Raw genomic sequence first — 22,923 nt, forward strand, 5'->3', positions numbered from 1 at the left:
CTCCGCGTCCGCCGATCGGGTCGCAGAACGTCATCACTTCGGATGACGCCGGCCTGTTCGGGCAGGTCGTTGTGATCGAATGGCATCGTGATCGACCGATATGCACCGGCTCTCATCGCACTCACATATTTCGTGTGCGGCGCGGTGCTGTATCTGCTGGATCTCGGCGCCCTGGTTGCGCACGACGAAACCTCGATTCAGGTGCGACTGCTGCTTCTCGCTGCCGTGTGCGCACCGATCCTCCTGCGCCGGTCGCACCCCCTACTCGGTCTGGTGCTGGCCTCGGTGCCCATCGCCGTCGACTTCGCGCTCGATATCTCCCTACCGGTCTGGATCGCATACGGCGACCTGCTGTTCGCAGCCGCGCTGTACGGGAGTGCGCGGACGAGCGTGTTCCTGGAGCGGACACCGATCGTCTCGATCGCAGTACTCGCCGTCGGCTTCGGCATCTACACGGGCGAGCTGAGGTCTGCGGTATTCGTCGCGGCCATGGGCGTGCTCCTGATCTCACTGCCGGTGTGGTGGGCCCGATCGGTGCGAACCCACCGTGACGCCGCCGAGGCCGAGCGCACCAAAGCCCAGGCATTGGCCCAGGTCGCGGAACTCGACCGAGCGGCGGCGATCAGCTCCGAACGAGCACACCTCGCACGCGATCTCCACGACATCGTTGCCGGGCACCTGTCGGCGATCGCCATCCAGAGCGAGGCCGCGTTGCGGCTGCGCGACCACGATCCGCAGAAGGCGATGTCGGTACTCGAATCGGTGCGAGCCAACAGTGTCGACGCCCTGCGGGAGATGCAATCGATGGTCACCCTGCTGCGTAGCGACGACGTCCGGGAGGGGACCGCTACCGCGGGGCGGCTTACCGATCTGACCGCTCTGGTGGCGTCGGCCGAGGCGAGCGGCAGCATCGTTACCGTAGAGGCCCCCGACCTGACCGGACTCGATGCCGACGTGGACGTGACCGCCTACCGAATCATCCAGGAAGCCATGACGAACGCAATGAAACACGCCCCCGGACTCCCGGTCCTCCTGCAACTCGGGATGGACGATCGTGAACTCACGATCCGGGTGTCGAACCCGCTCCCCCCGGACCGGGGTCGAGCAGAGCCCGCCCGCGTGGGACACGGTGACTCGCACGGTCTGCGCAACATCGCCGAACGCGCCGCAGCCATCGGTGGCCGAGCCCGGTCGCAGATCGTCGAGGACCCAGGCGAGCGAAGCGACGGGAAAGACCCACTCGAGCAAAGCGACGGAGGGAAGCGGTGGCAAACGGAAGTACATCTGCCGCTGCGAGACGGAGGCCCTCGATGACCATCACTGTGCTGCTGGCCGACGACCACACCGCCATCCGCAGCGGCCTGCGCATGATTCTCGACTCCGACCCCGACATCGAGGTGGTCGGTGAAGCAGCCGATGGCGCGGTCGCCGTGTCGCAGGTGCGCGCTCTGAAACCTGACGTGGTGCTGATGGATATCAGGATGCCGGGGACCGACGGCATCGCCGCGACGCGCATCATCACCTCGGAAACCGATAGCCGGGTCCTCGTGCTCACCAGCTTCGAGATCGACGATTACGTGTTCGACAGTCTTCGGGCGGGCGCGGGCGGCTACCTCCTCAAAACTGCATCGGCCGATGCCCTCCTGCATGCGATCCGCTCGGTCCATGCGGGCGACGGGGTGCTCGCGCCTGAGGTCACCAGAACGGTGATCGACGCGTTCGCTGCCGTACGCGAGCCCACGCCCGCGCCTTTTCCCGCTCTCGACACTCTCACCGGCCGCGAGCGCGAAGTGTTCGACCTCATCGGTGAGGGTCTGTCGAACAGGCAGATCGCCACTCGCCTCGGGGTGAGCGAAACCACCGTCAAGACGCATGTCGCGCGGGTTCTGCACAAGCTGGATCTGCAGTCGAGGATTCAGGCCGCGATCCTCGCGCACGAGTCCCGCTGAGCCGCCCACCGGCCTCTGAGCGAGAATCTGGGTATGACGCTCGAAATCGCCACGTTCCCGATCGACCGACCGGCCACGTACTCGGGGGTCGGAGTGAGCGTGTCACCCGACTCGGTGTCGGTGACGCAAACGGTCGGCCCCAAGTTCTTCGACCACCGCGGACAGGTCACGATCTCGGCGTTCGGCGCGTTGTCCGACATCGTCGGAGCCGCTCCCGCCGGCGTCGCCCGTCAGCACGCCACCGGTGTCGTCGCACAGGCTGTGCTCGCGCAGCTCACGGCGTCGACCGCGAATCCGTTCCCGCACGCCGGACAGGTCTCCGGTGTCGGACGCAGCATGCATTTCGACGACACCTCCGGTCTGTCGTCCGCAGAGATCCTCGACGAGAACGGCAACCTCGTCCTGCATCTGACCGGACGAACCATCGTGGTCGGGCGCACACCCACCGACCGGGCCGGCTCGGCGGCCGACCCGTTCCCCACCGCCCCGGACGAGTACGAACCGTGGATCGACGGACATGTCCTCGACTCGACGTCCGGCCTCGACGTCGTCAGCGGCATCGCTGCCGGCACTCTGCCGAGAGGCCCGCTCGCCGGGATGCACGACCTCCGGGTGCACACCGTCGAACGCGGTGCGGTGCGCGCCACCGTCACGCCGAGCGAATGGATGACCAACTTCATCGGCTCGATCCAGGGCGGCGTGCTTCTTTCGATCGCCGAGAGCGTCACCGGCCTCGCAGCACAGAGCCTCACCGAAGCAGGCGGCCAGTACCGGATGCTTCAGATCACCCTCGACTACCTGCGCTCGCCCGCGGTGCCGGGACCGCCCGTGCAGGTGCGGTCCGACGTGGTGCGGGCCGGACGGCGGCTCGCATCGCTGGAAACGCTGCTGACCGGCGAGGACGGCACCGTGTACGTTCGGGCGTACGCGAGCGTGCAGTTGTTCGCTAGGTCATCCGAGCAGCGGTGACCACTGCGCCCCCGAGGCGCGGGAACCGTCCGTCCGAGATCGTGGTGTACGCGTTGCCCAGCCGGTTGGTCACGAAGGCGAACGACAGTCCGGTCTCGGGATCGGCGAACGCGCCGGAACCTCCGAATCCGTAATGTCCGATGGACCTGAGCGGTTGCTGTCGCACCGCGACCCAAGCGGGGTGGTAGCCGAGCCGCCAGTTGGGCCGGAAGCCGAGGACGTAGTCGCGGCGACGCGTCTGTGTTTCGAGCAATTGTTCGACGGTCTCGTCTTTCAGCAGCCGGTGGTCACCACCGCCGAGGGCACCCCCGTTTGCGAGCGCGCCGTACATCCGCGCGAGTGAGCGTGCGGTGAATACTCCGTTCCAGCCGGGCATCACTGCGTCGTGGGCGCGGGGGCTGCGCATCACCTCGTCGAATCCCTCGGCCATTCCGGCCTCGGCGAGGCCTTTGATGCCGGGCATCCGCGACAGAACAGCGCTGGTGGTCGCCCACGGCGTAGGAAGAAAGTTGATCTTGGGGAACACTCGCGCGATGCGGTGCCGCTGCTCGGGGGGCACGCGGTACCAGTACTCCGCTGCTCCGAATTCCTCTGCACCGAGCGGCTCGGCGATCTCCTGCCGCACGAGATCCTGGAACGGTACGCCCGAGACCCGCGCGGCGACCTCCGCAACGAGGTTTCCGTAGGTCACGGCGTGGTAGCCCGGGCCGGTGCGGCTGCGCGCGTCCGGTGACGCTGCCGCGAGTGCCGCGGCGACCTTCTCGGAGTCGAGCAGACCGTACCGTCCCGGAACGAGTCCGCGGATCTTGTGCAGACCCGCGCGATGCGACATGAGTTCACGGACGGTGATCGCCTCTTTTCCGGCCGCACCGAATTCGGGCCAGTACTGTGCGACCGGCGCGTCGTACGAGACCAGGCCACGCTCGGCGAGACGATGCAGCACCGTACTGGCGACACCTTTGCCTGTCGAGAACGACAGCGCGATCGTGTCGCCGGCCCAGCGCCGCTGTTTGTCGGCCCACCCCGCCCAGACATTGAGTACGGGTTCACCGTGCAGGTACGCGGCGATCGCGCCGCCACCCTGGCTGGGTTTGTCGAACATCCGGAAGAAGAGGTCGGCGACGGGCAGGAATCGCTTGTCGACGAGCATTTCCGTGCGCACTGTCGCGTTCGACGCCGACGCCCGTTCGTCACCGCTGGCCACCGTATTCTTCTCCTGTCCGTAGGTTCCCGACCCGATGGTAGGGATCGCCCGGACGGCGTGCGCACGTTCTCCGGCGTCGGAGCGCTTACTGCGTCCGGACTGTTACGAGGTGTAAGGATGGTTGGTATGACCACTGCGCACTCGGAGACCCGATCCGGAATCGATCTCGACCACGTCGACGAGGGCACACGCGCCCAGGACGACCTGTTCGAGCACGTCAACGGCCGTTGGCTCACCGAACACGAGATCCCGGCCGACCGCGCCCTCGACGGCGCCTTCCGCACCCTCGCCGACAAGGCCGAGGTGGATGTGCGAACGATCATCGGGGAGGCAGCCGAGTCGGACGCCGCACCTGGAACCGATGCACAGAAGATCGGCGACCTGTTCACCAGTTACATGGACACCGACACGATCGAGGCCGCCGGGCTCGGGCCGATCGCCGGCGAACTGTCGTCTGTCGCGGACGCCTCCGACCGCACCGCACTCGCGTCCGTACTCGGGCAATTGCAGCGAGTGGGGGTGGGCGGCGCGTTCGGGCATTACGTCGATACTGATTCGAAGAACTCCCAGCGCTACCTGATGCATGTCGCACAGGGCGGCATCGGGCTGCCCGACGAGTCGTACTACCGCGAGGACCAGTACGCCGAGATCCGCGACGAGTATGTCGCGCATATCGGCAGGATGTTCGCGCTCGCACGCATCGACCACGATCCACAGCGTGTGCTCGCGCTCGAGTCGAAGTTGGCCGCGGGGCATTGGGACGTCGTCAAGCGTCGCGATGCCGACCTGACGTACAACCTCGTCACCCTCGACTCGGTGCTCGCCGATCTCCCCGATTTCGACTGGTCCGGCTGGATTGCCGCGACGGGGGCGACCGCACAGCAGTGGGCCGAGATCGTGGTGCGGCAGCCGAGCTTCCTCGAAGTGTTCGCGCAGGTGTGGTCGAGCGAGTCGCTCGAGGATTGGAAGGCGTGGGCGTCGTGGCGGATCTTGCGTGCGCGTGCCCCGTATCTGACCGACGCGTTCGTCGACGAGAATTTCGCGTTCTACGGCCGCACTCTCACGGGCGCCGAGGAGATTCGCGAACGCTGGAAGCGCGGCGTGTCGCTCGTGCAGGACCTTCTCGGTGAGGCCGTCGGGAAGCTCTACGTCGAACGCCATTTCCCGGCCGAGGCGAAGACCCGGATGCAGGTGCTCGTCGAGAACCTCACCGAGGCGTACCGGCAGAGCATCACCGATCTGGAGTGGATGAGCCCGGAGACCCGTCAGGCGGCGCTCCGTAAGCTCGAGAAGTTCACCCCGAAGGTCGGCTATCCCGACAAGTGGCGGGACTACTCGGCGGTCACGATCACCCCGAACGACCTGGTCGGCAACTACCGCAGCGGTTACTCCGCCGAGTACGACCACGAACTCGCCAAACTCGGCGGCCCCGTCGACCGGGACGAGTGGTTCATGACTCCCCAGACTGTCAACGCCTACTACAACCCGGGCATGAACGAGATCGTCTTTCCCGCGGCGATCCTGCAGCCACCGTTCTTCGACCTGCATGCCGACGACGCCGCGAACTACGGCGGGATCGGCGCGGTGATCGGGCACGAAATCGGTCACGGCTTCGACGATCAGGGCGCCAAGTACGACGGCGACGGCAACCTCGAGAACTGGTGGACCGACTCGGACCGCACCGAATTCGGCAAGCGCACTGCCGCTCTCATCGCCCAGTACGACGAGTTCGAACCGAAGGCGCTTCCCGGCAAGCACGTCAACGGCAGCTTCACCATCGGTGAGAACATCGGCGATCTGGGCGGACTGTCGATTGCCTTGAAGGCCTACGAGATTGCCGTCGGGGAGAAGGAACCGCCGATCCTCGACGGACTGACCGGTCTGCAACGGGTGTTCTTCGGGTGGGCACAGGTGTGGCGCACGAAGGTGCGCGACGAGGAAGCGACGCGCCGGCTCGCTGTCGACCCGCACTCCCCGCCCGAGTTCCGGTGCAACGGTGTCGTGCGCAACATCGATGCGTTCCACTCTGCGTTCGACGTGAAGCCGGGCGACGGGCTCTACCTCGAACCCGAGGAGCGCGTGAAGATCTGGTGATCGAACGATCGCGGCCCCGCACACCCGGCCGGGTGTGCGGGGCCGTAATCGTGGAGCAGGCGCCTCAGGACAGATGTGCGCCGGGGATCGGGATTCCGCGGTGCATGAGCCACGGAGCGGGGTCGATCTTGGTGCCGTCGGCGAGGTGAACCTCGTAGTGCAAGTGCGGCCCCGTGGATTGCCCGCGATTTCCCATCGTGGCGATCTGGTCGCCGGCGCTGACCGGCTGGCCGACCGAGACCAGCGACCGGTCGATGTGGCCGTAGACACCGACGGTGCCGTCGTCCTGCTGCACTCGGACCCACAGCCCGAATCCCGATGCGGGGCCGGTCTCGATCACGTGACCGTTGGTGACGGCGAGAATCGGCGTTCCGATAGGGCCTGCGATGTCGATACCGTTGTGGTTCGTGCCCCACCTGGCACCGTAGCCGGAGGTGAAGATTCCCGCGGCAGGGAACACCGATGCGGGTCGGCGCGCCGCTTCCTCGCGTGCAGCCTGCCCCGCGGCCTCACGCGCGATGCGATCCAGTTCGGCCTGGTGTGCCGCTGCTGCCTCGGCGATGCGCTGTTGTTCCCGCTCGGTGGCCTTGCGGAGTTTCTCCGAGTAGCTCGACGTGTCGATTCCCGGAACGGAGAGCACCTGCGGCGCCGTGGACAGCGCCTCGCTGCTTCCGGTCCACGAGATCCCGGCCTGCGCGCGGGGCGTCGTGTTGTCGGCATGGGCAGCCGTCGTTCCGGCTGCCGTCACAGCCCCGGTGACGAGTACGAGCGATATCCACCTCCCCACGCGCACGGCAGCGGGGCGGCCTCGGGAGGCAACGGACGAAGCATGGTTCTGGGCAGTGAAAGACAAAACAGCGTTCCTCTGAGCGGCCTCTCGGTAACGAAAGGATTACAAATCCATCACAGAGTACGTGTTGCTCAATCACCCGCGGCGTGTCGATTTGACGTCGCCCGGTTTCCGGTCAGCAAAATGTCCGAAATTTCCCCACATGAGTCACAGGAACACCACCCACCCTCATCCATGACATCGAAAGTGTGTGCGGCCTCACGAGCCGAGCCGTTACTTTCCGCGGTTCATCACCTTGTCGGCGGCTTCCCAATGAGCGTCGGCGACCCACAACTCGGCGAACGCATCGATCGCCTCATCGGGTGACGCGCCGCTGATGACGCGCTTGATCGAACCGGACGACTCGTTGACGAGCGAGCGCGCCAGCGAGCGCCAACCGTCGTCGAACGATTCGCGAGGCAGCACCTGATCGACGAGACCGACACGGCGAGCTTCCTCTGCGCCGAGGATCGTTCCCGAACCCGCGAGCATGAGCGCCCGACCACGACCCACGAGGGCGGCAAGGCGCTCGGCCCCTCCCCACGCAGGCATGATCGCGAGCGACACCTGGTTGAATCCGATCTTGATGTCGTCGGCAGCGATTCGGATGTCGGCCGCTACGGCGAACTCCGCACCGCCCCCGAGCGCATGACCGTTGAGCGCCGCGACCACGGGCCCCGGGAAGGCTGCGATCCTGTCGCAGATCGTCCGCATGCGCCTTGCCATGTCCGCAGCCTGCTCCAGGGTGCGCAGCTTGGCCAGTTCTTTGAGGTCGCCTCCGGAGACGAAGGCGCGGTCGCCCGCGCCGGTGATGACCAGGACGCGAGCATCCCCCACCTTGTCGAGCGCTTCGTCCAGCCGATCCATCGTCTCGAGCGAGATCGCGTTGCGTGCCTGCGGACGATCGATCGTGAGGACCGCCAATCCGTCGTCCAGTTCGAGCTCGACCATAGGGTAATTCTCCCAGGTGATATTGGAATTCTTGCTTACGGAGAATAACATGCTCGTATGCCGGTGAAGACCGGCAGGAACTCCGCCGACGCCGCGGTGTACCTCGGCGGCGGCTCCTGACCACTCCGGAGCACCACGCTCCGCAACCACCTGGAGCACAGCAGATGCGGCAGATACCACCCGAACTTGTCGAACGCTACGAAAAGGAAGGGTGGTGGACGCGCGACACACTCGGTGATCTCCTCGCTCGCGGCCTGAAATCCGCTCCTGACGCCGAGTTCCGGGTCTTCTCCGACGTACGCCCGTGGGAGGGAACGTTCGCCGACGTCGACCTCGTGGCGCGGCGCCTCGCGTCGGGACTGCACAAGCGCGGCGTCGGCCCCGGCGACACGGTCGCGTTCCAGCTTCCCAACTGGATGGAGGCCGCGGCGGTGTTCTGGGCCTCGTCGTTCCTCGGTGCCGCGGTTGTGCCGATCGTCCACTTCTACGGGCGCAAGGAGTTGTCCTACATCCTGGGCGAGGCGAAACCGAAGGCGTTCGTGAGTGCGGAGCGCTTCGGCAACATGGAGTTCCAGCCCGATCTCTGCGCCGATATCCCGATCGTCGGTGTCGTGGGCCAGGCTTCGTTCGAAGATCTGCTCGATGACGAGCCGTTCGAGGGTGTGCTGCCCGCCGATACGGCCGGTCCTGCCCTGTTGGCGTTCACATCCGGCACCACGAGCAACCCCAAGGGCGTGATCCACACCCACCGGACCATCGGATGCGAAACCCGGCAGCTCGCCGCGCGATACCCTGCCGACCGCGGCAAGCAGCTGACGGCCGCGCCGGTCGGCCACTTCATCGGAATGGTCAATGCCTTCCTCATCCCGATCCTCGACGGCAGCCCGATCAATCTGCTGGACGTGTGGAACCCCCAGCGTGCTCTCGAACTCATGGAGAGCGACGCGCTCGTGGTGGGCGGCGGTGCCACGTACTTCATGACGAGCCTCGTCGACCATCCCCACTTCGCACCCGAGCGACACATTCCGTTCATGAAATATGCGGGACTCGGCGGATCCACGGTCCCGGCTGCGGTGACGCGGCGGCTTGCCGACTACGGCATCACGGTCTTCCGCGCATACGGCAGCACCGAGCACCCGTCGATCACGAGCTCGCTGTCGACCGATCCTGAGGACAAACGGCTCTACACCGACGGCAACCCGACGCCGGGCGTGGAGATCCGGCTGACCGACGAGGGCGAGATCCTCAGCCGCGGACCGGACCTGTGTGCCGGCTACACCGACCCGGCGCTGACCGCGAAGGCGTTCGACGACGAGGGCTGGTATCACACCGGTGATATCGGAGTGCTCGACGACGACGGCTATCTCACCATCACCGACCGCAAGGCCGACTTCATCATCCGCGGTGGCGAGAACATCAGCGCCCTCGAGGTCGAGGAGGTTCTACTCACCCTGCCCTCGGTCGCGGAAGCCGCGGTCGTATCCGCTCCCGATGAGCGCCTCGGCGAGCACGCCGCGGCGGTCCTTCGGCTGCACCCGGGGCATGCGCTGCCCTCGCTCGACGACGTCAGAGCCCACTTCACGCAGGCAGGCATCGCGAAGCAGAAGTGGCCCGAGGAGTTGCACAAAGTAACAGACTTCCCCCGCACCGCAAGCGGCAAGATCCAGAAGTTCTTGGTTCGAAAGGATATTGCGGCACGCATCGGAAGAGAATAGTATTCTCACAACGAGAGAAGGAGCATTTCTGATGACAGCGAAAGACTTGCCGTACCAGCTGTTCGATGCGGACAACCACTTGTACGAGACCGAAGAGGCGCTGACGAAGTTCCTCCCGGACAAGTACAAGGGTGCGATCAAGTACGTTCAGGTCGATGGCCGCACCAAGATCGCGATCCGCAATCAGATCAGCGAGTACATCCCCAACCCCACCTTCGAGGTCGTCGCCCGACCCGGCGCCATGGAGGACTACTTCAAGAACGGCAACCCCGAAGGCAAGAGCAAGCGGGAGATCTTCGGCAAGCCGATGAAGTCCATCCCGGCCTTCCGTGAGCCTGCCGCACGTCTCGAGCTGATGGACGAGCTGCAGATCGAGCGCACCCTGATGTTCCCGACGCTCGCCAGCCTCGTCGAAGAGCGCATGCGTGACGATCCGGACCTGATCCACGCGGTAGTCCACTCGCTCAACCAGTGGCTGTACGAGACCTGGGGATTCAACTACAAGGAACGTATCTTCACCGTTCCCGTCATCAGCCTCCCCATCGTCGAGAAGGCGATCGAGGAGCTCGAGTGGTGTGTCGAGCGTGGCGCGAAGGCCATTCTCGTGCGTCCCGCACCGGTGCCCGGATTCAAGGGGCCGCGGTCGTTCGCCCTCCCCGAGTTCGACCCGTTCTGGAAGCGTGTCGTCGAACTCGACGTCCTGGTCACCCAGCACTCCTCCGACAGCGGTTACGCCCGCTACAACCAGGAGTGGGACGGCACGGGCGCGGAGATGCTCCCGTTCGTGACCAACGCGTTCCGCATGGTCAGCGAGTGGCGCCCGATTCAGGACGCGGTCTGCTCCTGGGTGTGCCACGGCGCGCTCTTCCGCTTCCCCGAACTGCGGATCGCGGTCATCGAGAACGGCGCCTCCTGGCTCCCGCACGTCCTCCAGACCCTCGAAGACACCTTCAAGAAGGCGCCTGAGGGCTTCGGCATGCAGGACCCGGTCGCTGCCATCAAGAAGAGCATCCATGTCAGCCCCTTCTGGGAAGAGGACTTCAGCAAGCTGACCGCCCTCATCGGCGCGGAGCGCGTGCTGTTCGGATCCGACTACCCGCACCCCGAAGGCCTGGCCGAGCCGACCACCTACATCAATCACATCCAGCACCTCCCCTTCGAGGATCAGAAGCTGGTCATGGGTGGCAACCTTGCGAGGCTCCTGAAGGTATGAACTGGCAGACCATCCCCGAGATGGTCCTGAGTTCGGGCGACCGCTTCGGCAATGCCGAAGCGGTCGTCGACGGGGACCTCCGGATCACCTTCTCCGATCTCACCGACCGGATACGTCGCGCTGCGGGCGCTTTCGCCGACATCGGCATCCGCAAAGGTGATCGAGTAGCGATCTGGGGTCCCAACTCGGCCGAATGGGCAATCGCCGCGTTCGGCCTGCTCACCGCAGGCGGGATACTCGTCCCGATCAACACCCGGTACCGGGAGGACGAGGCCGCCGACATCATCCGCCGGAGCGGGGCGAAGGCCGTCCTCGTCGAGAAGGGCTTTCTCGGCCAGGACTTCACGGTCACCGAACCCGTCCCGGTGTTCGACCTGAAATCCGATTTCCTTTCCAGCGGAGAACCGTTCGAAGTAGCAGTGCGCGGCGACGACATCGCCGACATCATGTACACGTCCGGCACCACAGGGCGCCCCAAGGGCGTCATGATGAACCACCAGCAGACCCTGCGGATGTTCTCGGAATGGTGCGATCTCGCCGATCTCCGCCGAGGCGACCGCTACATGATCGTCAATCCGTTCTTCCACATGTTCGGTTACAAGGCCGGACTGATCGCCTCGATGATCCGCGGCGCCACGATCCTGCCGATCCCCGTGCTCGACGTCGACCGGGTGCTCGAACTCGTCGAGCGCGAGAAGGTCACGATGCTGCCCGGACCCCCGACTCTCTATCAGTCGCTGCTGAACGCCCCTACCTCACATGACCTCTCGTCTCTGCGCGCTGCCGTCACCGGCTCTGCCGACATTCCCGTCGAGCTCATCCGGCGCATCAGCAACGAATTGCCCTTCGAGACGATCATGACCGGCTACGGATTGAGTGAAGGCGGGACGGCAACCGCGTCGCGGCGCGGCGACACATTCGAACAGATCGCCACCACCGTCGGAAAACCTTGCGACGGAATCGAAGTCCGCATCGCCGACGACAGTGAAGTGCTCATCCGCGGCTACAACGTCATGCAGGGCTACCTCGACGATCCAGAGGGCACCGCGGAGGCGATCGACGACGACGGGTGGCTGCACACCGGCGACCTCGGCACGCTCGACGACGAAGGGCGGCTCTGCATCGTCGGCCGCAAGAAGGACATGTTCATCGTCGGTGGTTTCAACGCCTACCCCGCCGAGATCGAGGGCTTCCTGCTCGAACACCCTGCCGTCGACCAGGTCGCCGTGATCGGTGTTCCCGACGACCGGCTCGGCCAGGTGGGCAAGGCATTCGTCGTCTCGAGCAATCCGATACCGGCCGACGACCTCATCGCATGGAGCCGCGAGCGCATGGCGGGGTTCAAGGCGCCCCGCTTCGTCGAGTATCTCGATGCGCTACCACTGGGCGCCACCGGAAAAGTCATGAAAGACCAACTGCGGTAGGTCGAATCGCCCACCGCACTACAGGAGGAGGCACGATGAGGGACGAAGCTGCAATGCTGGCCTTCGCCTTGAAGTGGAGGCATTGGAACGGCGGCCCCGACGAAGACATCTTCGTCGAGTTCGGCATCACCCCAACGGAATTCTTCCACCGGTTACGCGTGCTTCTGACACGGGACCGGTGGAATCGGCTCGACCCGGAGATCCTCGACCAACTCGTCAAGGTCTGCGACGAGCGGATCGGTGCTATCGACATCCGGTCGGTCGCCGACCGCGACCGGGCGAAGTTCGTCTCGCCCCAGCACCCACTCAGCAAGCTCTCGGCCTGACGCGTTGCTCCGGTACGGTCCGTACGACACCGCAGTCTCGCCTCCGGTAGCGCACCGCCACGCCGGAGCAACGCTCACCCGGCCTTACTTGCGCATCTTGCCGAAATCCCAACTCACGAGCTTCGTCGGCACGAGCTTCAGCCACGCATGCCGCCCGTCGTAGGAGAAACCTCGCCCGCCGGCATACTTGTCCGCGAAAAGCCTTTCGGGTTCGGCAAGTTCGTCGACATCATTTCCGCGACGCGGCACTTCACCGACCATCACTGCGCGTCCGCGTAGTTCGACACCTCGAAGGCTCATGAAGTCGGAGCCCCCGTCATCGACGATCACGGCAAGCCGTGCATCGCGATCGATGTCGGTCCAGCGTTGGCTACGGACCAGGGAGTTGAGCCACAACGCCTTTCCGTCCCAGACGTACCAGAGTGCGCTCAGGTGTGGTCCACCCGAGCCGAGGGTCGCAACCCGGCACACCGGCTGATTCTGCAGGAACTCGTCGCGTTCGTCGTCGGACATCGCGATTGCGGTACCTCGTCGTTGGCTGGTCATCAATCCTCGTTCCTCATCATCGAGCCGTACTCATTACGTCATCCGGGTTCGTGTCGTCCGAATATCGGACGCGGATAGCGAGGGTCACTGCCGCCGCGACCAGCGCGGTGACGGCACCGATCATCAGCCCGGTCAAGAATCCCTGTTCGCTGGGGATGATCTTCCCCGCGAACGCGACGCTCATCTGGGCCACCACCACACCGGCGACAGCAGCGGACGCGGTACCACCCACAGAACGCAGCAGTGTGTTGACGCTGTTCGCCGACGATATTTCGGACTGAGGCACCGCGCCCATGATCAGTGTCGGTATTGCACCGTAGGCGAACCCGATTCCCGCGGCAACGCCGCAGGTGATCAGTAACAGCCCCCAGGTGTTGCTCATCGCGAATACCGAACAGCCATAGGAAACCGCCATCATGAGACATCCTGCTAGCAACGTACTCCGGGGTCCACGCGCCGTCGTCAGGCGGGCCCCGAGCGGTGCAACGGCCATCATCACCAGGCCTGCGGGGGCACTCCACAGTCCCATCACGATCATCGACTGTCCCAGTCCGTATCCGGTGGTTTCGGGAAGCTGCCGCATCTGCGGAACGAGCAGCGCTTGGAAATACATGGAGAAGCCGATCAGGATCGTGACCGCGTTGGTCACCAGGACAGGTCGCCCCACCGATATTCGCAGATTGATCAGGGGATGCCGGGTTCGCAACTCCCACCATCCCCATACGACGAACATGACGACCGCCGACGCGAACAATCCGATGGTGATCGGGCTCGCCCACCCCCAGTCACCACCCTTGGATACCGGCAGCAGAAGGCACACCAACGCCATGGAAACGCCCACGGCCCCGAACACGTCGAAATGGCCGCGAGCCCCGTAGACCGGAGTGGCCGGGACTATCCACACGATGAGAACTGCAACCAGGATGCTCAGAATTCCCACTCCCCAGAACATCATTCGCCAGCTCATGGTCTGAATGATGATCCCGGCGAGAGGCAGTCCCAGGGCACCACCGACCCCGAGTGATGCGCTCATCATGGCGATCGACGAACCGAGGCGTTCCGGTGGGACCGCAGCGCGTAGCGCGCTGATTCCCAACGGGACCACTCCGAAACCGGCGCCCTGCAGCGCGCGGCCCACGAGCATCGGGCCGAGGGTGGACGACATCGCACACACGAACGACCCGATAATCAGAGGAATTGTGCACAGCAGGAGTATCCGGCGCGACCCGTACATATCGCCGAGTCGGCCGGTCACCGGAGTCGCGATCGCGCCGGACAGCAATGTCACCGTCACGACCCAGGACGCATTGGACGGACCGGTCCCGAGAATCGTCGGCAGTTCGCCCAGAAGGGGCACCACCAGCGTCGACATGAGGGTCGTGACCGTGCCGGCGAAGACCAGCACCCAGATGGTCGGACCGGCTCCACCGTCCGACACTGCACCACCCTTCGATGCAGTGCTCTCCACCGGCACGCCGCCTACGACGCCTCGGCTTCCTCGAGGTCGATCGTCTCGATCTCGAACAGGTTCTTGCGTCCCACGACGGAGGGCAGCGGGAAATGGCACGCAGCGTACTGTCCCGGACGCACTTCCCGCATTTCCGGTTCTTCCTTCTCGCATCGGTCCTGTGCGTGCGGGCACCGTGTCCGGAAGCGGCACCCCGTCGGCGGGGACAGCGGCGAGGGCACATCACCGGCCAGCGCCGGCCCCGCGAAAGCCTTGTCGGGATCGGTCAATGGAACCGAGTCCAGCAATGCGCGAGTGTAGGGATGCGCGGGATCGTCGTAGAGCTCGATGGAGTCACCGAACTCGCAGACCTTGCCCAAATACATCACCATCACGTTGTCGCTGACAGTGCGAACCACACCGAGATCGTGGGCAATGAACACTACCGTCAGGTCGAACTCCGCCTTGAGTTCTTCGATGAGGTTGAGGATCTGTGCCTGGACCGATACGTCCAGCGCCGAGACCGGCTCGTCGCAGATCAGGAGGCGCGGCCCGAGCGCGAGAGCACGTGCGATCGCGACGCGCTGCGCCTGGCCACCTGACAGCTGCCGGGGAAGGATCTCAGCAAACCGGTCGCCCGGAAGTCCCACCTGCTCGAGCATCGACGCAGACTTCTTCCCGCGCTCCTCGGCATCCGCGCCGGCAACCGTCAGGCCTTCGACGACTATGTCCTTGACCGCGCGACGCGGATTGAGGGACGACACCGGGTCCTGGAAGATCATCTGCATGTCGCGCCGCAGCGAGCGCATGTGCTTCTCGCTCACGTCCTCGATCCACTCCTCACCGAACCGGATCCGGCCTGCCGTCACCCGGTCGAGGCGGAGAACCGCACGGCCGGTGGTCGACTTACCGCACCCGGATTCGCCGACGATTCCCAGCGTTTCGCCGGGAAGCAGATCAAAGCTGATCTTCGACACCGCCTGCACCGTGCCGGCCTTCGACGGGTACTCGACGACGAGGTCCTGCACCGAAAGCAAAGCTTCATCTCCGCGCAGATGCGCGGTACCACTACCTGCCATGTGATTCACCTCCGGTTACAGACCCCACCGGAACCTTGACGGGGTTCGTGCACGCGACGTCGTGATCGACGCCGAATGATTCGAGCTCGATCGGCGCAGCCGAGCATGCGTCCTCCGCGTGCGAGCAGCGAGGGGCGAACCTGCACCCCTCAGGGGGCGAGATCGGGTCGGGAAGCGACCCTTCGATCAGGCGCAGAGGAGAATGCCGCTCGTGATCGATCGAGGGTGTCGCGCCCAGGAGCGCATGGGTGTAGCGATGCATCGGCGCGTCGAACACTTCTCGGGTGGACCCGATCTCAGCGAGCCGGCCCGAGTACATGACAGCCACCCGGTCGGTGCGACCGGCGACGACGGCGAGGTCGTGGCTGATGAGCATCATCGCCATGTTCCTATCGCGTTGCACGCGCCGGAGCAGGTCGAGGATCTGACGCTGCACCGTCACGTCCAGAGCTGTGGTCGGCTCGTCCGCGATCAGAAGGTCCGGCTCACATGCCAGGGCGATCGCGAGCATCACACGCTGGCGCATGCCACCGGACATCTCGTGCGGATAGTTGCGCAGTCTCCGCTCCGGATCGGGTACACCGACTTCGTCCAGGAGCTTCAGCGCGCGATCGTGCGCCTCGGACTTGCTCACGCCGAGGTGCCGTCGCATCCCCTCGGTGAGCTGACGCTCCACCCGTACAACAGGATTGAGGGACCGTCCTGGATCCTGGAAGACCATGGCGATCTGGCTTCCCCAGATCTCCAGTTTCTCCTTCTTGCTCAGGGACAACAGATCACGCCCCTGGAAGGTCACCTCCCCCGAGCGACCCGAGCGCGGCGGCATCAGACCCATGATCGCGCGGGCCATGACCGACTTGCCGGAGCCGGACTCACCGACGATACCCAGCGCCTGTCCGGAGTCCAGGGTCAGCGACACATCGTCCACAGCGCGGACGGTGCCTCGCGGCGTGCCGATGTAGGCACGTAGATTTCTCACTTCGAGAAGCGGCTGAGTATTCACGGTGAGCCGGCCCTTTCGGTCGTGTCGGCTAGTTACTGATCCAGAACTCTGCGGGCAGAGGTGCCCCCAGGGTGTACAACCGCACCCCGTGCATGTCCTCGCTGAACGTCACCGACGGCAACGCTCGGACATACCAGAGTCCCACCACGGTGTCCGCGAGGATCTGCTGTACCTCGTCGTATGCAACCTTGCGCTCCTCGGTGGTCTCCCCGAAGCGGCCCCGTTCGAGGGCAGCGTCGAGCTCAGCATTGTTGACGCCCATGAAGTTTCCGGTTGATCGCGAGTCGAATGCCATCGTCAAGGCATAGTCGGGGTCCTGGGTGACCGCAGACGACACGAGCATGTCGAAGTCGCGTGCACCCGCACGTGCTGTCACGGCGGCGAAATCGAGTACCTCGATGTTCATCTCGACGTTCTCGAACGCACTCAGCTGGGCCTGGAGCGCCTCTGCGAGGAGACGAGTCTCCGTCGTCGGGTAGGACAAGAAGGTGAACGACACCGGCTTGCCTTCGGCGGCGAGTTCATCGAACAGGCGTTGCGCCTCTTCGGCATTTGTTTCGCTGAGGGGGATGTCGGAGTAGAAGGGCGAATCTTCTGGGAAAAGTGTCCTGGGAACTTCACCCTCACCGTTGTAAACCACGGTGTTCACGGCGTCGAGGTCGACAGCGAGCGACACCGCACGCCGCGCCCGCTCGTCGTTGAAAGGCGCACGACGCTGGTTCATGCCCGCGAACTGCCCACCGCCGGTTGATGTTACGAGGTACTGCAGACCGGCAGCTTCAGCCTTGTTGATGTTGTTCTGACTCGTCTCCGAGGCCAGGTCTGCTCCACCGGTCGTCATGGTGTTGGAACGTTGGTTGGCATCGGCCACAGTGCGGATCTCGAGTTTGTCGAGGTACGGCTTCGGTGCATCCCAGTACTCGGGATTCTTTTCGAGCTCGATGACGTCCTGACGAGCCCAGTTCACGAGCGTGAACGGTCCGGCCCCGATCGGGTTGGCATCGAACGCCTGCTGCCCCTGCTCGAGCGCATCCGGCGACGCCATCCAGTTGAGAGCGCCGGCGACGACCGCCTGCCCGAACTGCGGATTCGGCTCCACCATGGTCACGCGCATCGTCACCGGATCGACCACCTCGGTCGACTCGATCTGGACCGCTTGCCGGATCGTTGTGGACCCCAGCGCGGGGTCCTTCAGCCGATCCCAGTTGTACTTCACCGCTGCGGCGTCCAATGGGCTTCCGTCGCTGAAGACCAGATCGGGCTGGAGGGTGAGGGTGAACGTCTTCCCACCGTCGTCGGTCGAGAAGTCCGTGGCCATCTTGTATTCGAGGTCGAACGTCTCGTTGTCGGTGATCATCAACGCGCCGTACAGGGCGTTGCCCAGAGTAGGCTGGTGCGCCCAGGTATTGGACAACTGCGAGGGGTCGAGCGAGCGCGGCTCACCCGATTGCAGGATGCGACCGGTGCCGCCCGCAACGGGTTCACCCGCTTCGACTGTGGCTGCGGTTGCATTGGTATCGGATCCGGAGTCTCCTCCGGAACCACATGCACCCAGGACCAGTGCAGCGGAGCATGCTGCCGCGACGGCGGCCGCCATGCGTCTGTGTCGGATCATTCTCGACCTCATACTTTCATGTACTTCGGGACTACGACCGGCGCACGCCGAGATGACTCAGTCGTGCAGCGTGCGGTCGTACTTCGTGCGGAGGTGATCGCCTACCTGGTTGAGGCCGAACACCGTAAGGAAGATGACGAGTGAAGGAACCATCACCAGGTGGGGTGAGGTGGACAACGCGTCCTTTCCGTCGTTGATCATCCCGCCCCAGCTCGGCTGCGGCGGCGGAATTCCGAGGCCGAGGAAGCTCAGGGAGCCTTCGGCGACGATGAGCGCGGCCATCACAATGGGGAGATAGGACGCGAGGGGCGCAATCACGTTGGGCATGATCTCCCGGAACAGGATTCGACCGTTTCCGGATCCCATATTCTTTGCAGCCCTGACGAATTCACGCGATGACCACGAAAGTGTATTCGCGCGGGACAATCTGATGAACGACGGAACAGCCATCAGCCCGAGGCCCAGCAGCATGGTCGGCACGCTCGGGGTCAGGATCGACGCCAGCGCGAGGAGCAGGATCAGCGGGGGGAACGCGAGCATGGCATCCGTGATCAGGGTGATCACGGAGTCGAGCTTCTTGCCGAAATAGCCGGAGATCAAGCCGAAGAACGAACCGATCACAAAGCCGGTCAAACCGGCGACAGCACCGATGACGAGTGAGACCTGCGCGCCGTAGATGATGCGCGAGAGCATCGATCGGCCGAGAGTGTCGGTTCCGAGGAACGTGTCGAGGGATTCGAACGACGGTGACTGGCGGGGGGATCCGATCGGGACATCGTAGGGCGCAATGGGAAGCAGGCCCGCGAAAATCGCTGCACCGATGATGACCACCAGCCAGACGATCGACAGGTAGACCAGGATCGAACGCTTCTTCTTGACGGCCGGGACGTCGGGTAACGTCGCGGCGCTCTTTCCTGTGGAGACGCCGTCCCCACGCTTCTCGAGCGCGACCTGCGTCATGCTCCGACCACCTTCCTGACCCGCGGGTCGATGACTTGGTAGCTGAGGTCGACGAGGGTGTTGATACCGACGTACACGACCGCGATGAAGACGACGATGCCCTGCACCATGATTACGTCACGTGACGTGATCGACGAGGCAACCAACTGCCCCAATCCCGGTAGACCGAAAAGTGTTTCGACGATCACGGTGCCGCCGATCAGACGTCCGAGGTTGATGCCGGCGACCGTGATGAGGGAGAACGACGACGGCCGCAGCGCGTGCCGCATCATCACGTACCAGGACGGCATACCCTTTGCTCGCGCCGACGCCACGAAGTCTTCGCGGAGCGTACCGATGAGGTCGGTTCGCAATAGCCGATGGAATGCGGCGATCTCGGTGAGTGCGATCGCGATCGCGGGAAGGAGAGCACCGCGCAAGTTATCGCCGAGCCCCTCGCTGATTCGTGACCAGCCCATCACCGGGAAGATCTGCAGCTGGATGGCGAAGTAGTAGATCAGCACCGGGCCGGCGATGAAGGCCGGTACCGAGAGGAACACCGCAGACAGTGCATTTATCCCCCGGTCGACCTTGCTGCCCGGACGCGATGCCGAGACGATGCCCATCACGAGGGACACGACCAGCGCGATGATCAGGCCCATGGCCGCGAGCTGGAGTGTGACGGGCAGGCGCTCGACGATCGCCTCACTCACCGATTGCCCGGTGAGCGGCGAGGTTCCGAGGTCACCACGGAGGGCGTTGCCGAGCCAGTCGATGTACCGAACCCAGAAGGGCTGATCCAGGCCGAGTTCGGAGTTCATCTTCGCGACGGCTTCGGGTGTGGCGTTCTCACCCAGGATGACCTGGGCGACCGATCCCGGCGCGAAGCTGAGCAGGGCGACGACCGCAATCGTCACCAGCAGGACAACCAGAATGCTGCGTCCCACCCGTTTGGAAACCGTGGAAATCATCCGAACTCAACTTTCATCGCGATACAGGAATCGTGCCGCCCAGAACAAGAGACGAAGTACTTGTGACGGCTCCCACAGTAGGACGTTCTCGCGTCAACGGCAATATCAGTTCACATAAAAAAGAACCAATGTATTCAAATTACAGAACGGCAATCTTGCACCCCGGCAACAATTCATCGATCCGGGCAGATCGGGTATGACGAAAGGGCCCACAGTGCGACGAAAACCCGCGTCACACAATGCGTGTGCGCAGGTTTCCGTTGCAGGCCATCAGCCTCTTGCTGCCTCCAGAATCGTCACGGCCGCAACAGCCGTGGGACCCCCGACATTGTGTGCCAGCCCGATCCGAGCTCCGTCGACCTGGTTGGCTGCATCGCCACGCAGTTGCTCGAACAGCTCTACGCACTGGGCCACTCCGGTGGCGCCGGGCGGGTGCCCCTTGGTGTTGAGCCCCCCGCTTGGATTCACCGGCAGGGTTCCTCCGACACCCGCGCCGCCGGACTCGATGAGCTTGAACGCCTCGAACTTCTCGACGAAGCCGAGATCCTCGTAACTGATCAGCTCGATGCCCGTGAAGTAATCATGTACCTCCGCCACGTCGATGTCGGATGGAGTCATCCCGGCCATCGCAAACGCCTGCTTCGCCGCGCGCACTGTCGCAGGGAAAGAGGTCATGTCTCGCTTGTGCTGATGCATAACGGAATCGAGTCCGACGCCACTTCCACGTATCCAGACCGGACGATCGGTGAACCTGTCAACCACGTCCTCGGCGACAAGGACCACCGCGGCAGCACCATCACTCTGCGGTGCGCAGTCGTAGACCCCGAAGGGCGTGACGACGGTGTCCGCTGCGAGCGCCTCTTCGACCGTGAGCTCGAATCGTCGGCACGCCTTGGGATTGCTCATCGCATTGTGATGGTTCTTGACGGCCACCATCGCCATGTGTTCACGGGTCGTCGGCGATTCGTGCAGGTATCTGCGCACGTGCAACGCAAATCCCGCCTGTGCGAGCCCGAGTGGGTAGTCCCACGCCATGTCCCGGGACATGGCCTCCCACTCCCACAGCATCCCCTTCGACGCCGTTTCTCGGAGCTTGTCGGCTCCCACCACGAGAGCAACGTCGTAGGCTCCGGATGCGATGCCGAACATGGCATTTCGAATCGCGTCGTGCCCCGTGGCACACGAGTTCTCGACTCGGGTCACGGGGATGTCGCGTAGGCCCAGAGTGTCGGCGAGGATCCCCGATGGGAAGCCGTCGGCGGTACCCATCGAGCCGAACCAGGCAGCCTGCAGATCCGAGAGATCGAGCCCCTTGTCGATGCTTGCCGCACACTCGGAGAACGCCATCGGCAGAAGGTCCCTGATGCCCAACGCGAAGTGCTCCGCGAACGGCGTCATTCCCGCACCGACAATCGCTACGTTCCTCATGCCGCATCCTCCGTTCCTGTACCGACCGCACCCGCGGTGTCGGGCTCGAATGCATAGCCGTAGTCGGGCACACCCGAGCGGACGGCCACGCGCCTGAGCACCAGTCGGCCTCGGTCACCGATATCGACGGTGCCTGCCTCGACACCGGTGACCCGCACCAGCGCCCGCACACCCACGTCATCGAGTTCGACGATCACGAGTGTGTACGGCGTCTTCAGCCCGGGCACCGGGGCGTGCACCGTCACCTCGGTGTACACGGTGCCCGTGCGAGGCAGTTCGACGAAGGTGTACTCCGTCTTCAATGTTCCGTCCTGGTCCACCCGGTATCGGGGAGGAAAGTCCAGTTCGTCGCTGTCGGAGAACTTACCCGCCTCCCAGCGCACCTTCGCCTCGAAGGCCCGCTCGTACGCGGCAAGGGAGATGGGGATCTCACCGGTCGCGAGCTGGCCGGATTCGGGCAGAGGCTGCGGGGCTCGCTCCCGGCGAAGGACCGAAGCCGAGCCGTCCGCCACCGTGATCCCCGACAGACTCGCCTGTTCGATCCCTACCAGCGGTCCGGTCATCGAGGCTTCCGCCATGGCTGCCAACGCGAACAGACTCGAACTCGCACCGGTGGTGGGAAGTGCAACGGAATCACCGACGGCGAGGGGCGCCGCGTCCTTGCGTCCGACGCCCGCGACGACGACAGGGCTGTCGACCCACGCCGTCGCCAGGGAGGCGAGGTAGCCGCGCTTCTTGAGCAGTCGTGGATCGCCGTAGTCGTGGACATCCCCCGAACTGTTCCGTGTTCGGACCGGCAGACTCCGGGACACCCGTGCGGCGGTGCGAACCTGCAGGCCGCGTTCCGCAGTGAGTGCTGCCGCCGCACCGGCACCGTCGATGTCGACGCCGATCACGAGCGTTCTGGGCCTGGCCGAGCCGAGGGCGTCGAGTGTCGCGGGGGCCCCACCTAATCGCTCGATGACTTCGAGCTCTGGATCGAGCCCGAGTCCGGCGAGGAGAACCGCAGCATTGCTGCTCTCCGTGAGCGGGAGGTCTCGGCTCACGAGCACGACGTACTCGACCGAGCCTCCGGATTCGAGCGCGGCGCGACCTGCTTCGACAGCAAGCGTGATCGCGTCCTCGTCGTCTCCCGGTACTCGGGAGTCGGATGTACCCCAGCACGGCAGGTACGTACCGATCGAAGCAATGTATGGCATGGGATTCTCCCGACGAACTGGA

20 protein-coding genes are annotated in these 22,923 nt (G+C 64.5%); 8 read left to right on the forward strand and 12 right to left on the reverse strand.

What is annotated here, in order from left to right; all coding sequences use genetic code 11:
• Window positions 1–87 precede the first annotated feature (87 nt).
• The 3 genes from MWU77_RS08190 to MWU77_RS08200 are packed head-to-tail and all read left to right on the forward strand — an operon-like array spanning window position 88 to window position 2,918.
• Window positions 88–1,314: a sensor histidine kinase gene (locus MWU77_RS08190; RefSeq protein WP_247273386.1), complete on the forward strand. Its 1,227-nt coding sequence runs from the start codon at window positions 88–90 to the stop codon at window positions 1,312–1,314.
• Window positions 1,311–1,949: a response regulator transcription factor gene (locus MWU77_RS08195; RefSeq protein ID WP_247273387.1), complete on the forward strand. Its 639-nt coding sequence runs from the start codon at window positions 1,311–1,313 to the stop codon at window positions 1,947–1,949. Before MWU77_RS08190 ends, MWU77_RS08195 begins: the two co-directional genes overlap by 4 nt.
• Window positions 1,950–1,982: 33 nt before the next feature.
• Window positions 1,983–2,918 (forward strand): PaaI family thioesterase, encoded by a 936-nt coding sequence (locus tag MWU77_RS08200; RefSeq protein ID WP_169687372.1) that lies wholly within the window; start codon window positions 1,983–1,985, stop codon window positions 2,916–2,918.
• Here MWU77_RS08200 and MWU77_RS08205 read toward each other — a convergent pair.
• A complete protein-coding gene (locus tag MWU77_RS08205) occupies window positions 2,896–4,068 on the reverse strand; it encodes a serine hydrolase domain-containing protein (RefSeq protein ID WP_247273448.1) in 1,173 nt (390 codons plus the stop codon). The two genes, MWU77_RS08200 and MWU77_RS08205, sit on opposite strands and share 23 nt — an antisense overlap.
• Before the next feature lie 180 nt (window positions 4,069–4,248).
• Here MWU77_RS08205 and MWU77_RS08210 point away from each other — a divergent pair, with 180 nt between their 5' ends.
• The gene (locus MWU77_RS08210) at window positions 4,249–6,216 is read left to right on the forward strand and encodes a M13 family metallopeptidase (protein WP_247273388.1); all 1,968 of its coding nucleotides are present in this window, start codon (window positions 4,249–4,251) and stop codon (window positions 6,214–6,216) included.
• 64 nt (window positions 6,217–6,280) lie between these two features.
• On the opposite strand, the gene MWU77_RS08215 is transcribed toward MWU77_RS08210, so the two are convergent.
• Window positions 6,281–7,009 carry a M23 family metallopeptidase gene (locus MWU77_RS08215; protein WP_374229837.1) on the reverse strand — a complete coding sequence of 243 codons (729 nt, stop codon included), beginning with the start codon at window positions 7,007–7,009 and terminating at the stop codon, window positions 6,281–6,283.
• Between the two features lie 270 nt (window positions 7,010–7,279).
• Window positions 7,280–7,996: an enoyl-CoA hydratase/isomerase family protein gene (locus MWU77_RS08220; protein ID WP_169687374.1), complete on the reverse strand. Its 717-nt coding sequence runs from the start codon at window positions 7,994–7,996 to the stop codon at window positions 7,280–7,282.
• A 164-nt stretch (window positions 7,997–8,160) separates the two neighbouring features.
• On the opposite strand from MWU77_RS08220, the gene MWU77_RS08225 reads away from it, so the two are divergent.
• From MWU77_RS08225 to MWU77_RS08240, 4 genes are read left to right on the forward strand one after another with little or no spacing between them, the layout of a single operon-like run.
• The gene (locus tag MWU77_RS08225) at window positions 8,161–9,711 is read left to right on the forward strand and encodes an AMP-binding protein (protein ID WP_247273389.1); all 1,551 of its coding nucleotides are present in this window, start codon (window positions 8,161–8,163) and stop codon (window positions 9,709–9,711) included.
• A gap of 31 nt (window positions 9,712–9,742) precedes the next feature.
• Window positions 9,743–10,924, forward strand: a complete 1,182-nt coding sequence (locus MWU77_RS08230; protein ID WP_169687376.1) for an amidohydrolase family protein — start codon at window positions 9,743–9,745, stop codon at window positions 10,922–10,924.
• Window positions 10,921–12,348, forward strand: coding sequence for a FadD3 family acyl-CoA ligase (locus tag MWU77_RS08235; RefSeq protein ID WP_247273390.1), 1,428 nt, complete (start codon window positions 10,921–10,923; stop codon window positions 12,346–12,348). Before MWU77_RS08230 ends, MWU77_RS08235 begins: the two co-directional genes overlap by 4 nt.
• A 35-nt stretch (window positions 12,349–12,383) precedes the next feature.
• Window positions 12,384–12,674, forward strand: coding sequence for a DUF3263 domain-containing protein (locus MWU77_RS08240; RefSeq protein WP_169687378.1), 291 nt, complete (start codon window positions 12,384–12,386; stop codon window positions 12,672–12,674).
• Window positions 12,675–12,758: 84 nt separating this feature from the next.
• Here MWU77_RS08240 and MWU77_RS08245 read toward each other — a convergent pair whose 3' ends face one another.
• The 9 genes from MWU77_RS08245 to MWU77_RS08285 form a co-directional block, all read right to left on the reverse strand.
• Window positions 12,759–13,220, reverse strand: coding sequence for a pyridoxamine 5'-phosphate oxidase family protein (locus MWU77_RS08245; protein WP_169687379.1), 462 nt, complete (start codon window positions 13,218–13,220; stop codon window positions 12,759–12,761).
• A 16-nt stretch (window positions 13,221–13,236) separates the two neighbouring features.
• A complete protein-coding gene (locus MWU77_RS08250) occupies window positions 13,237–14,688 on the reverse strand; it encodes an MFS transporter (RefSeq protein WP_308198777.1) in 1,452 nt (483 codons plus the stop codon).
• Window positions 14,689–14,699: 11 nt separating this feature from the next.
• Window positions 14,700–15,746, reverse strand: a complete 1,047-nt coding sequence (locus MWU77_RS08255; protein ID WP_169687380.1) for an ABC transporter ATP-binding protein — start codon at window positions 15,744–15,746, stop codon at window positions 14,700–14,702.
• Window positions 15,736–16,749 carry an ABC transporter ATP-binding protein gene (locus tag MWU77_RS08260; protein WP_374229832.1) on the reverse strand — a complete coding sequence of 338 codons (1,014 nt, stop codon included), beginning with the start codon at window positions 16,747–16,749 and terminating at the stop codon, window positions 15,736–15,738. Before MWU77_RS08260 ends, MWU77_RS08255 begins: the two co-directional genes overlap by 11 nt.
• A 28-nt stretch (window positions 16,750–16,777) precedes the next feature.
• A complete protein-coding gene (locus MWU77_RS08265) occupies window positions 16,778–18,364 on the reverse strand; it encodes an ABC transporter substrate-binding protein (RefSeq protein WP_247273392.1) in 1,587 nt (528 codons plus the stop codon).
• Window positions 18,365–18,421: 57 nt separating this feature from the next.
• Window positions 18,422–19,324, reverse strand: coding sequence for an ABC transporter permease (locus MWU77_RS08270; RefSeq protein ID WP_247273393.1), 903 nt, complete (start codon window positions 19,322–19,324; stop codon window positions 18,422–18,424).
• Window positions 19,321–20,274 carry an ABC transporter permease gene (locus tag MWU77_RS08275; protein WP_132474016.1) on the reverse strand — a complete coding sequence of 318 codons (954 nt, stop codon included), beginning with the start codon at window positions 20,272–20,274 and terminating at the stop codon, window positions 19,321–19,323. The genes MWU77_RS08270 and MWU77_RS08275 overlap by 4 nt, the downstream gene beginning before the upstream one ends.
• Before the next feature lie 270 nt (window positions 20,275–20,544).
• Window positions 20,545–21,702: a beta-ketoacyl synthase N-terminal-like domain-containing protein gene (locus MWU77_RS08280; protein WP_247273394.1), complete on the reverse strand. Its 1,158-nt coding sequence runs from the start codon at window positions 21,700–21,702 to the stop codon at window positions 20,545–20,547.
• Window positions 21,699–22,901, reverse strand: coding sequence for an OB-fold domain-containing protein (locus tag MWU77_RS08285; RefSeq protein WP_247273395.1), 1,203 nt, complete (start codon window positions 22,899–22,901; stop codon window positions 21,699–21,701). The genes MWU77_RS08280 and MWU77_RS08285 overlap by 4 nt, the downstream gene beginning before the upstream one ends.
• Window positions 22,902–22,923: the final 22 nt, after the last annotated feature.

The organism is Rhodococcus sp. F64268, from assembly GCF_023015605.1.
Taxonomy (GTDB): domain Bacteria; phylum Actinomycetota; class Actinomycetes; order Mycobacteriales; family Mycobacteriaceae; genus Rhodococcus.